The organism is Rhodopirellula sp. SH410, assembly GCF_055811895.1.
The window spans coordinates 2820639-2833334 of the sequence record NZ_CM147949.1; the positions used below are offsets into that span (position 1 = coordinate 2820639).

The window sequence follows — 12696 nt, forward strand, 5'->3', positions numbered from 1 at the left end:
AACCAGCTGTACTATCGTCTCAAGTCGAGTGGTGGATTTCTAAAGATTTTCGGCTACTGCTTGCAATCTTGCTATGGAGGGTACGAGTCCTTTCAGATTATGACCAAAGACATTGGTGGAGGACTGCGCATTCAACACGGTTTCTCAACTATTATCAACGCGCAATCTATCGGCGAAAATTGCTCGATCAATCAGAATGTCACCATTGGAAGCAACGGACCCGATAGTAAACCTGTTATTGGCAACTATGTTATGATTCGTACGGGAGCTGTCGTTGTCGGAAAAGTCCATGTTGGCGACGGTGCAATCGTGGGCGCCAACGCCGTCGTGACCAAGGACGTACCATCGCACACGACCGTAGGCGGTGTGCCAGCCCGAGTCATCAAAGAAGCGGGCACATTCGATTTTTTGGCCCTTTACGGAATTCACATTTCGCATCCAAGCGATTAGCGGCATATGAGCTGGACAGAGCAAATTTGCCTGTTTTCCTAAACCGCGACTTAACGGCCTGTTGATTTAGTCGATTTTCGACCTGCAATGAGCCGAATGCCGTAAGGCATCGGGTAACACGCGCCACCCGGCCGCTCACGCGACTCGGCTCATCCAATCAACATCCGGTATGCGAGAAACCGAATCCCTCTGTGACCGGTCACTTGGTTTCGTCCAAGTTGGCCCCGCAATGAGCCGAATGCCGTAAGGCATCGGGTAACGCGTGCCACCCGGCCGCTCACGCGACTCGGCTCATTCAATCAACATCCGGTATGCGAGAAACCGAATCCCTCTGTGACCGGTCACTTGGTTTCGTCCAAGTTGGCCCCGCAATGAGCCGAATGCCGTAAGGCATCGGGTAACGCGTGCCACCCGGTCGCTCACGCGACTCGGCTCATTCAATCAACATCCGGTATGCGAGAAACCGAATCCCTCTGTAATCGGTCACTTGGTTTCGTCCAAGTTGGACCCGCAATGAGCCGAATGCCGTAAGGCATTGGGTAACGCGTGCCACCCGGCCGCTCACGCGACTCGGCTCATTCAATCAACATCCGGTATGCGAGAAACCGAATCCCTCTGTAATCGGTCACTTGGTTTCGTCCAAGTTGGACCTGCAATGAGCCGAATGCCGTAAGGCATCGGGTAACGCGTGCCACCCGGCCGTTCACGCGACTCGGCTCATTCAATCAACATCCGGTATGCGAGAAACCGAATCCCTCTGTGATCGGTCACTTGGTTTCGTCCAAGTTGGACTTGCAATGAGCCGAATGCCGTAAGGCATCGGGTAACACGCGCCACCCGGCCGCTCACGCGACTCGGCTCATTCAATCAACATCCGGTATGCGAGAAACCGAATCCCTCTGTGATCGGTCACTTGGTTTCGTCCAAGTTGGACCCGCAATGAGCCGAATGCCGTAAGGCATCGGGTAACGCGTGCCACCCGGCCGTTCACGCGACTCGGCTCATTCAATCAACATCCGGTATGCGAGAAACCGAATCCCTCTGTGATCGGTCACTTGGTTTCGTCCAAGATGGACCTGCAATGAGCCGAATGCCGTAAGGCATCGGGTAACGCGTGCCACCCGGCCGCTCACGCGACTCGGCTCATTCAATCAACATCCGGTATGCGAGAAACCGAATCCCTCTGTGACCGGTCACTTGGTTTCGTCCAAGTTGGACCCGCAATGAGCCGAATGCCGTAAGGCATCGGGTAACACGCGTCACCCGGCCGCTCACGCGACTCGGCTCATTCAATCAACATGCGGTATGCGAGAAACCGAATCCCTCTGTGATCGGTCACTTGGTTTCGTCCAAGTTGGACCCGCAATGAGCCGAATGCCGTAAGGCATTGGGTAACGCGTGCCACCCGGCCGCTCACGCGACTCGGCTCATTCAATCAGCATCTGGTATGCGACGAAATGAGTTAGGGGAAAATCCAGCTGATCTGACGCTTTCGGAAAAGACGGACCTTGCTTTGAATGTATCGCTGTCCAGCGAAAGTGATTCAACCACATCGTGGCTTACGAACGCAAGTCCTTTAGTTTTACCTTCAAGCTGTGCAGGTTCACCGCCCAATATTGCGGATGACACCATTGCACCGCAGAATTGTGTGCTTCGGAAATAAGGCTTTCGATCGCGCCGATATTCCGGGAAGTGTTCACAGAAGTGGAGTATCCATTTTCGGCGAGCAGGTTTCCCGCGATCGAGTCGAAGTCGTGGATCTGGCGCGCCGACATCGCTTGCTTCCATTTGGAATGGTTTCCATGCATCAGTTCCTCTTCGATTTGTGCCGTGGCATACTCAAGTAGTTCGCCTCCTCTGTCGTCGATCTGCAAAAATGGAATCAACTTGGCCAACACACTTTGCGGATCGTCGAGCAAATCTTCGTAGCGGATGGTGACGAACTTCTCTGGTCCCAACTGATCTCCAAACTGTTGAATTCGCTCGACAGACCGTCGCCAATCGCGGGCAGCCACGACCGTATTCTTGATTCCACTGCGGGGATGGGCCATCGCGGACAGGGCCACGTCGCGTCCATCACGGACGATATGGATAAACTGAGAGTTGGGGAACAAATCTAAGATCGCGGGCAGATCCTCGGCATAGGTAGGACTTTTGTCGCCCCAACGCGGGCAACCGACCTGCTTGGCAACTTCGCTGAAGATCGTGTCAAGGATGCCACTATAGGTGCGCTGCCGCAATTGTCGGAGAACCTGGTCGGTCGTGACATGAACGCCAAATTTTGCGGAACGTTTGAAGTATCGTTCTTCCAGGATGGCGTGGACGAGTCGCCGCAGGTTTTTGTCATCTGACAATGGTTCAAAGCGATGGAGATGACATCGCATGCGCAGTATGAACTGGCTTTCGGTCGCAATACCGATTCCCAAATGAACGCGGCAGATGGCGGAGAAGATACTGGTTCCCGATCGTCCATGGCCTAGCACATGGACTGGACCGGGGGCTCGATGAACGACAGGGAATTGCGATGCCACTCGGTCTTGGAGTGGTGTTTTGGTTGACGCGATCATAGTCAATCTCTTAGCTACCGATGCCTGGGAATTTGTCTGCAAAATGACAAAACTCATGCTATCGATGCCAACGCATTTGCTCGTTAAGAAGTGACGAGCAAATGATTAAGATTGGAAGTTTTTTCGGCCAGGAGCTTTCGTTCGCCGCCAATCAGTGTTGGTCGAGCATAGACGTGGACGCAAAGAGAAGATCGACATCCTCAGCTGTCGGGGATTCTTCGCTAGTCGTGCGATCATCCATGGCTATCGATGGAGTCGCCAGGATCGCCCGCTCTACTGCCGACACTGCAAGTTCTTGAATCGTGTCGGAATCCAGTGCGATGCCATAGATACGCAGGTCATCCATTAAACCGTGGAATCCGTACGCACCCCAAATGCTCGTGCCAATCGACATCGGGGCCGTTGACTTGGCTAACGAGGTTCCTTGAAAATCAACTGCTGTTTGCAAAACACCGTCTTGGTACGCTTGGATGGTGGTGCCATCCCAGGTCAGCGAGAGATGAGTCCAAACGTTGACGTCGTAATGACCAAAATAGACGGTGGGCGAATTTTGGCCACTCTGATTGCGAAGTGTCGCAAGAAACTGGTTGCTGGTCGTCGTTCGAATAGCGTAGGAGCGATTGGCGACCAAGTATGCATTCGCCACAACCTCAGGTTTCACCCAAGTCGCAACCGTGATCTGCGTCGGTGTTAGCATCGCAGTCGGATCATTCACGACGACGCGCTGCGTGGAATCATTGAAAACGATCGCTTGCTCGTCTTGACCGCTGATAAACACCGGCGCTGCCGCGCTGCCATCGAGACTGCATTCGCTGTCGAGCAAATCACCATCAAACTGCCAACGCCCTAACGGCTGGATCGGTTCCACCGTGATCGTAATCTGATCGCGTCCGTTCACTTCGCCATCGCTGGCGTTCAGTTCGAGGACGTAGCTGCCTTCCTGGGAAAACGTTGCCTTGGTGGTTGCAGACGCGGCGTCATCGAAGGTCACCTGTCCTGGGCCGCTGACCGTACGCCACTGCATCGTTAGTTGGCCTGATTCGGCAGGCAGGCCTTTGAGGCGAACGTCAGCAGTCAGCTCCGCAGTTTCATTTTTTTGAAGAGCTTGCGCCGGGCCAAGGTCTACGACCGGTGCCACTCTGTTTGCGATCGTAGTCATTGCATCGGGGTCGAGTGCAGTTCGGTAAACTCGTAAATCATCCATCTCGCCGTGATAGGCGTGGACACCATACATGCTGGCACCTATCTGCGTATCAAAATTGGTTTGCCGAAGTCCATCGCCTGAAAATGGAGCCAAAGCAACAGGGATTCCGTCTTGGTACGCGCGGATTGTCGTACCATCCCAGGTGATCGAAACGTTGGTCCAGTTGCCGACGGAGTATTTTCCAAAATAAAGTGGTGTTGATGCAGCCCCCTCACTATTTCGAACTAACACTAGAAAACGTTGATCCGCAGTGGTCCGAAGCTCGTAGGCACCGTTCGCGATCAGATACGAATTGCCGACTTCTGCTGGCTTTACCCACGTGCTAACGGTGATTTCAGGCGGAGCGAGTACATTGGCTGTATTCTTCACTTGCAGTGAGCTCTTGTCGCCAGCAAACGTGATCGCCTGATCGTATTGGCCGGGTGCGAACGCAGAATGATCACCAGTGGCATGATTGCTACGAGCAGAGTCGAGCGTATTTCCGTCGAAGGTCCAGCGAGCCACCAGTCCACCACCGGGTGCTTCGTTGACGGTCACTACGGTGGCATCGGAACCGGTCAATTCGCCATCACTGACGCTCAAACGCAGCGTATAGGTACCGATCTTCGAAAATGTCGCTGACGTCGTCGCGGATTTTGCATCACTGAACGTCGTGAAGCCGGGGCCAGAGACTTGGCTCCACGTGTACGAGAGCGATCCCGGCAGGGGCAGGCCATCGTCCTGAACCGTGGCGTTAAGTAACGCGGCATCCAAGACCGTGGTCGTCGCGTCGTCACTCACTTGAACAACAGGTGCGGTGTTCGGCGGAGCCTCTGGCGACGTTACCGTGATCGTTTCGCTATTGCCGGACGAATTGCCCGCCGCATCGACGGCGCGGACGCGAGCGTAGTAGGTTGTCTCGGGCAGCAAGCCCGTCACGTTGAACGAAGTCGACGTACCAACGAAGTAATTTTGGTACTTCGACACAAAGCTTGAAAACGCAGGGTTGGTGGAAAGGTCGACGCGATATCCGCCCATTTCGACAGCATCTTGTGAGGGATTCCAGCTAAGTTTGACCTGAGTTGCCGCAGGGTCCGCTGCCAGGACGTTTGTGGGCACGGAGGGCGGTTGCGTATCGGGGTCACCCAGTTCAAAGGAGACATCGCCGCTGATCGTCATGTTGCCCGCCATGTCTTTTTCGCGGACGCGGAGGTGGTAGACATGGTCGGGCAGCAGATTTCGCAGGGTCACCTCATGCAGTTTCGCGTAAGTCGGTTCAATCGCGGAGAACTGGCCCAGCCGGCTCGTCGGGCCGTACTGCAGAAATCCGATGGAATCCTCATCAGTGACCCATTTGACGGTGACGGCTGTGTCGCTGAGCGGGGTGACCACGACATCGCGAATTTCGACCGCGCGGGTGTCGGCCTGTGGGTACAAACCTGCGGCTTGCAGGTTGGCGCCAATCGCCTGCAGGTCCGGCAATTCGAATTTACCTTGCAGCGACATCGACCGGATGTAATAGATCAGGTCGCGGAGATCAACGCCGGTGATTTCCGGGCGGGGGACTGAGCCTCCGGCACCGTCGCGAATGAAGTTGGCAAGTTCAACGTCCGACTTTTTTGCGAGATCATCGTAGGTCCCCAGGTCGCCGACGAAGGCGTGGCCACTGGCGCCGTAGAGGTTAAATAGCGAGGGTCGCAGGCTCATCGCGATCGATCCACCATTCAATTGCACGTTGCTGGGCGTGACCGCGTCAAAAGGGAATGACTGAGCCGTTCCGGCCGCAGCGACCACCAAACCATTTGTAAAGGCACCATTGTCAATCATGCTGGTTAAGACATCACCGGGTTGGCGGGGTCGGAGGAGTGTGAACGATGTGCGATGATGCGAAACGACACCCAACGCGGCACTATCATCGTCAATGACCATGCTCCAGGTTAGAGTGTGTGATCCCGCCGCCCCATATCCCGAATTATATGATCCTGGTGGATCACCGAGCAGAACAAATAGAGCATCGTTCATGTTGTCGTATCGCGAACCATCTTCGGACATCCGCACAAACTGACCGCCTACCCGGCCCTCGGCAATAATAAGATCGTCTACTGGTCCGATGTTGCCTTTGCGATCCACGTCAAACCAGCTGTCAGAGATCCCAAACTTGTCTAACATGCGAATTTTCTCGACCGTGTGGGTGGTCAGGTCCAAACGCCGAATCGTGCTCACCACACCTTCCGAAAACAACAGATTCCCTTGTGAGTCGAGCCGCACTGTATATGGATAATAAATGGTCGCATCGGCAGAGGACACGTTGCTGGGCAAGAAATCGTCTTTACTACCTGACTGCTGAATTTGCTGAGCGAGCATCGCTCGATCGGGCACTGAATCGGGACCTTTTCCAACAACCGTTGATACCTGTCCGTTGCGATCGACCTTGCGAATTGCAAAGTTGTATCGATCCGAAACGTACAGCACGCCGGTGGTGGGATCGGCAGTGAGGCTGATGGGGCCATCAAACCGAGCGGAATTGGCGTCTCCATCGACATATCCCGCCGTGCCGACTTGGCCGACAAACGTCGAGAGCGTGGGCACTGCGTGTGAGAAATCGAGTTTGGCAATCCGCTGGTTATTTAGGTCAGCGATGTACAGAATATTCGAGTCCAGTGGATCAAAGGTTAGGTCCCAGGGATTGTCCAGCGGCACATCGTAGGTCCCGATGAATTCTGCTTTTTGATTTTCCAGTTGCGGCGTATTGAAACTGGCCTCGAATTGGTAGGGAATGACGTCGCTTTGGCGACGCGGGCCAAACAGGGTCGTTACCGTGCCATCGCGGTCGACACGAAAGACACGCCCGCTAGCCTCAACACCAATGAATCCGGTGCTGTTGGGGTCCGGTGTGAAGTGACTCGTGTCACTGACCTGGTTGTTATTGCGAGGTCCATCGAAACCCACATAACCTTCTGCCGTGGTCAGACTCCATGCGGAACCTACCTCGGCACTCTTTTCCCCTTTGACCATCTTGCCACCGATAAAGGGATGGCCGTCCGGTGTCAACGCTTCGAACCGATCTACCTCTTCGCGATACGAATAGGCTTTGGTCAACGGCTCCGACACCCAACTGGCGATAGGAATCAAGGCGTCGCGGGCAGCATCGGTTTGCGGTGGACTGACGATCTGAGAGGGAAAGGGTTCTGTCGAGTTCTGGCTAGGGCCATCCACAGTCACCCAGTCCACTCCGAACGCTCCCCCCGGCAGGTTCCAGTAACCATATGTGCCCCGGGTGCCCACTGCGGCAAGCTGTTGCGGCCCCGTGACTGGACCGGCAACATTGTCAACAGTGAGGATCAAATTCCACGGGTGCCACAGATCCAAATCTCCGTCAAGTAGTTCAATCGCGATCGCATACTGACCGTCGGCGAGCGTGGTGGTATCGAAGGAGACTGTTTCGTTGCCCTTAAGCGGGCCACCGAGCGACGTTTCATTGCCTGCTGAGTCAAGCAACATGAGACGATAGCGGGCGTTGTCGGGCGGAACGTCATCCGGGTTGTCACCAGCGGTCCAGGCTTGGCCATGATCCGTTGACGCAATCGCACCAATATCGATTGTCCCCGCCACCACGGCTTGCTTGATTGCCGCATCGCGATTGTAGAAGGCCTCCTTGGCTCCCGAGAAGATGTGAGGAAAGAAGTTGAAGGTATTGCTTGAAGTTGACCAAGGGTGGACATCGAACGTGATCGGCGTGGCCGTTTGATGCCCCTCTTGATCGGTCGCGATAATCGTCGCGACGTGAGTTCCCACTTCAGTGTCCTTCGGGGTCCAGCCGATTCTCGTATTGGTGCCGGTCGTCGAGGACCAATATCCCGTTTTACTGGCGGATGTTGGAAGGCCGTCCACGGAAAGACTCACACCATTTGGCGAGCGGTTCTCAGGATCGATCGCGTCAATGCGGATATCCGAACCGTGAACGGGTGAAATCAAATCCGTGTAATTTGTCGGACGTAGTTCATACGTATTCCATGCCACTTTTTCCGAAATCCGAATCCCCGGGGTGCCGTCGGTGCGGTCAGCGATGTGCAGGTCAACGGTACGTGTCGACTGATTCCCCTGCTCGTCTGTGGCTACGAAGTTCAGGTTGTAATCGCCGGCTTGATCAAAATCGGGCCACCAAATAAAACGTCGCTGCGTCGTGTCAGGGTCTACCTGCAACTCGGCGCCCTCGGGCATTGGGGTTACGGAGTAGGTGAACTTTAGTGTATTGTCTTGCCCGGACTGCACCGTAAAAGGAATCACGAGTGTTTCACCTTCGAGCCCAGTCATTCCCTCTTGAACTACACTGGGACTTAGAATCATCGGCAGCGTCAACAAAAACCGTTTCTCGAGCGTCTGTAGTTGCAATTGCCGCTTCGCTGGTCGACGAGACTGTGTTTTTACGCGTCGCGACCGGGGGAGAAATGGCATCTTGAATTCCTGGACGTAGAAGAGTGGCGTGTGTCGAGAAAACCATTGACAAACTGATTAGCAGCCCCACGCGATCCTTGAAATAAGAGAAAACAGAACGACAGGATCGGCGTCTTGAGGGCGGAGTATTGTAAAAAGGGGATCTCGCGAGCATTTGAGCATAGGACACTTAGGTACGCCGTGGAATTCCCCTCTGGTGGGGTTGTTTCATTCCATTGCAGGAGTGGGGCTAGTTGGGTTTCCGAGGTGTTCTGTGTTTAACGCCGAAAGCGGTTTGGATCTCGTACACTACTGGGCCGCCTAGGTCAAGTGGGGTTGGGAAATCCGAAGCTGAGGCAATCTCGGGTATCACAAAGGAGGCGGCCACTGAGCAAGGGTTCGGCAACGTACCTAACACGCCTCGGCCGCCCACAGGGCAACCACATCCCGCCCCGGCAAGACGTCGTGCCGTTTCTGCGTTGTGAATTCAGGTGGGGCCAGATAGACGGTGGATCTTTCGTTCGCACGCATCAAAGCCGCGCGACATCGCAAACGCAAGGCTCAGACTCACGTGTTTAGGAAGCAGGCAAATCGAGTTTTCGCGATTGTCGCTCTGGCGGCGGCATTGATTCTACTGATCGGTTCATGGACACCATTTCAGTTTGCATCGGTGCCGTTCGCGGTAGTTTGGGAGTCGTTTTGCACGGTGCGTCCGCTGCCTCACTTTTCACGATCCGATGTCGTGGTCAATTTCCTACTCGGGTTTCCTGTCGCCGTGGGGATGTGCGGCTCAGCAACCGCCCATCGAGGCTCCGCCGGTCGGCGCTTCCGCGTGGCGATCGCCGTGATTTGCATGCAGGTGCTGCTCAGTTTGGCTGCGGAGTTGGGGCAGGGCTGGCTGCCTGGTCGTACCTCGTCGATTTTCGATTTTGGACTGCAGGTCGCCGGTGCGGTCACAGCGGTAGTCATCTGGCAGTACGTGGGCGAATGGATTTCACAGCGAGTCAACACACTCTTTGATGTGGATGACGCAGTTCAGCAGGCGACGCGCTGGGACGCGGCGATCACGCTAACTGCGTTGGGAATATTGGCGTGGTCGATGATGCCGATGGACGTGGTGACTTCGCCGGTGGAGCTGGCCCGGAAATATCGCTCTCATGGGATCGAGCTGATTCCCTTTGAACGCTGGGAGCCGTCGCTGTGGGAAAATATTTATCAGTGGATCGCGAGTTTTGTGCTCGGGTGTCCGCTGGGGGTGTGGTGGGGCCGCTGGGCATCCAAGCGGGAGATTGTCGCTGCTCGCTCCGCGATCAAAACCATGGATCGCGGAGCGATCCATGACACTGAAGGCGGAGCCCGCCAATGGACGATCTACACACTCCTTCTGGGGGCGATCGGTATCGGGGTGCTGCCGGAGTTGCTTCAGATACCGATTCGCTCTCGCGTCGCCTCGGCAACCGATGCCTTGTTTCTCGCGGTGGGGGCCGTCGTCGGGACGCTGTTCGCTGTCGGGATCACCACGGGACGCTTGCGTTCGTTCGTGCCGCGATGGCAGCAAACACTTCGATCCCCTGGTTTCTGGCTGGGGCTGTTGTGCTTGCAAGCCTTCGTGATCTGCTTGTTGGCCTGGCTGCCGCTGGATTTCAGCACCGATCCAGCGTTCATCCGTGAACGCTGGCAGACGTTCATCGCATCGCCGCTGAAGAATTCTGCGGGCAGCGACACTTACAACGCCCTGACGCTGTTTCGTTCCGGAGCGATGGGGGCCGTGCTCGGTTCCTTGGCAGCGATGTTCTTGAGTTGTCTGTGGTCGGAATGGAAGGTGTCGCGAGGCGTGGTCCGCAACATCGTCGCGATGCTCGCCATCACCACACTATTGCTGTTCGTCCTCGCCGTGGAGCTGGCCCAATTGCTCGAGCCCTCGCGGACCTGCAGCATGCTGAGTGCGCTGGTCCAGCAAACCGGAGTGGTTGTTGGCTATGTGATCGTCCGGAACTCGTTCGCGGGGCGGTAGAGTCCGACCGACCACGGCAGGATGAACGAGGGTTTTTTCATGAGACGCTTTTTCGAGTCTCGGAGAGACACGGCCTCTCATTGCGGGTATCTTTTTAACTTTGGTTCGTGTGACCGAACCGCTGATCATCAATGCATCTCCATCCCCCAAGATTCGAAATTTCCATGACAACGATTACCGCTGAATCGCTCTGCCAATCCATCGACGAACGGACCTCGCGGGTCGGGATCATTGGGCTGGGGTATGTGGGCTTGCCGCTGATTGATGCCTTCATGACCAAGGGGTTTTCCTGCATTGGGTTCGACGTCGACCAGAGCAAGGTTGACTCGTTGCAGGCGAAGAAGAGCTACATCAAGCACATCAGCGACAGTAAAATAGCGGCTTGGTTCGACCAGGGGCGGTTTGATGCGACGTCGGACATGTCTCGTTTGGCGGAGGCCGATGCGCTGTTGATCTGCGTGCCGACGCCGCTCGACGATGCCCGCGATCCCGACCTTACCTATGTGATCAGTACCTGCGAACAGATTTCGCGGCATCTGCGTGCCGGGCAGTTGATCGTGCTCGAGAGCACGACCTATCCGACGACGACGCGGGATGTGATGGTGCCGATCCTGGAGAAGTCGGGGTTGAAGGCGGGGGTGGATTTCTTTGTGGCCTACAGTCCTGAACGCGAGGATCCGGGGAACCCTCAGTTCTCCGCAGCGGGGATTCCCAAGGTCGTCGGCGCGATCAATGAGGGCAGCCTGTCGGTGGCCACGACGCTGTACAACGCGGCCGTCGCGGGCACGGTCCCGGTCAGTAGCTGCGAAGTCGCCGAAGCGGCCAAAGTACTCGAGAATATCTACCGGGCGGTCAATATCGCGTTGGTGAACGAGTTGAAGGTGTTATTTGATTCGATGGACATCGACGTCTGGGAAGTCATCAATGCGGCCAAGACGAAACCGTTCGGCTTCCATGCCTTTTACCCAGGCCCAGGCCTGGGCGGGCACTGCATCCCGATCGACCCGTTCTATCTCTCATGGCTGGCGCGGAAACAGGGACTCAACGCGCGATTCATTGAGCTGGCCGGTGAAGTCAACCGGTCGATGCCGGCGTACGTGGTCTCGCGGACGGGTGAGTTTCTCAATGACGCCAGCAAGCCGATCCGCGGCAGCAAAATCTGCATGCTGGGCGTGGCCTACAAGAAGGACGTCGATGATCCGCGTGAAAGTCCGTCGTTCGAGCTGATGGAATTGCTGCTCAAACAAGGGGCCGTGCTGACCTACAGCGACCCCCACGTGCTGAAACTGCCGTCGATGCGGCACTTCGATTTGCCCGCGATGGCCAGCCAAGAGCTGACGGCTGAGTTTCTATCGCAGCAGGATGCGGTCTTGATCGCGACCGACCATACGGATTTTGACTATGACGCGATTGTTGAGCACGCACCGCTGGTGATCGATACCCGCAATGCGACGGCAAACGTCCAACAGCACCGAGAGAAAATCCGTAAGGCGTGAGTTCGGGGGTCGCAGTTCTCTGCGTTCGTGGCGGAAACCGTAGCTCATCCGTCTTGACGGATGAGCTATCTGAGTCGTTACGTTCGTGAGCAGGTGGATTCCACCGTCTGGGGACGGTAGCTACGTTCGCGCGACGCGTATGATTGTCGTCGAGGTTGGCCACCGAGCCCGCAGCCCCTTACCACTATCGCCGCGCATTCATCGTCGATTTAGTGGTTTCGACGGATCCACGACTTCTGCAGACGGCGATCCATCAAACCGTCAAATACTGCCAGGAGCTCGGTGTCGACGCGGTCGCGATGCACATCATCAACGAGCGGATTGAGCAGGCGCTGGAGACCTACGGATTTCTGAAGCGTTCTGCCACCCGGCACTTGCTCGTCGCCACCGACGAGACGGTCGATCGCCAGACGCTACTTGAACCGCATCAATGGCTGGTCACCCAAGGCGACTCCGACATCGATCGGCCGTGAAGCGACGTGTAAAAGTTCAGCGGGGACAGTCGCCCGCGGTGAAATCAGTACCTGGGGAGCCCGAAATGCTTCCCAACCC

6 protein-coding genes are annotated in these 12696 nt (G+C 56.0%); 4 read left to right on the plus strand and 2 right to left on the minus strand.

The genetic code is table 11. The features are described 5' to 3' along the window. Positions 1–99: 99 nt before the first annotated feature. Positions 100–450, plus strand: a complete 351-nt coding sequence (locus tag SH410x_RS10310; protein ID WP_473677286.1) for a serine O-acetyltransferase — start codon at positions 100–102, stop codon at positions 448–450. 1559 nt (positions 451–2009) lie between these two features. On the opposite strand, the gene SH410x_RS10315 is transcribed toward SH410x_RS10310, so the two are convergent. Both SH410x_RS10315 and SH410x_RS10320 read right to left on the minus strand, forming a co-directional pair. Beyond that, the gene (locus tag SH410x_RS10315) at positions 2010–3074 is read right to left on the minus strand and encodes a sulfotransferase family protein (RefSeq protein ID WP_473676423.1); all 1065 of its coding nucleotides are present in this window, start codon (positions 3072–3074) and stop codon (positions 2010–2012) included. A gap of 94 nt (positions 3075–3168) precedes the next feature. Further along, positions 3169–8655 (minus strand): LamG-like jellyroll fold domain-containing protein, encoded by a 5487-nt coding sequence (locus SH410x_RS10320; protein ID WP_473676424.1) that lies wholly within the window; start codon positions 8653–8655, stop codon positions 3169–3171. Positions 8656–9142: 487 nt separating this feature from the next. On the opposite strand from SH410x_RS10320, the gene SH410x_RS10325 reads away from it, so the two are divergent. From SH410x_RS10325 to SH410x_RS10335, 3 genes are all read left to right on the plus strand, one after another. Continuing rightward, the gene (locus tag SH410x_RS10325) at positions 9143–10648 is read left to right on the plus strand and encodes a VanZ family protein (protein ID WP_473676425.1); all 1506 of its coding nucleotides are present in this window, start codon (positions 9143–9145) and stop codon (positions 10646–10648) included. Positions 10649–10812: 164 nt separating this feature from the next. Then, entirely contained in the window at positions 10813–12144 is a 1332-nt protein-coding gene (locus SH410x_RS10330) for a nucleotide sugar dehydrogenase (RefSeq protein ID WP_473676426.1), read from the plus strand. Between the two features lie 143 nt (positions 12145–12287). Continuing rightward, entirely contained in the window at positions 12288–12617 is a 330-nt protein-coding gene (locus SH410x_RS10335) for a hypothetical protein (RefSeq protein ID WP_473676427.1), read from the plus strand. The last annotated feature ends 79 nt before the right edge of the window (positions 12618–12696 follow it).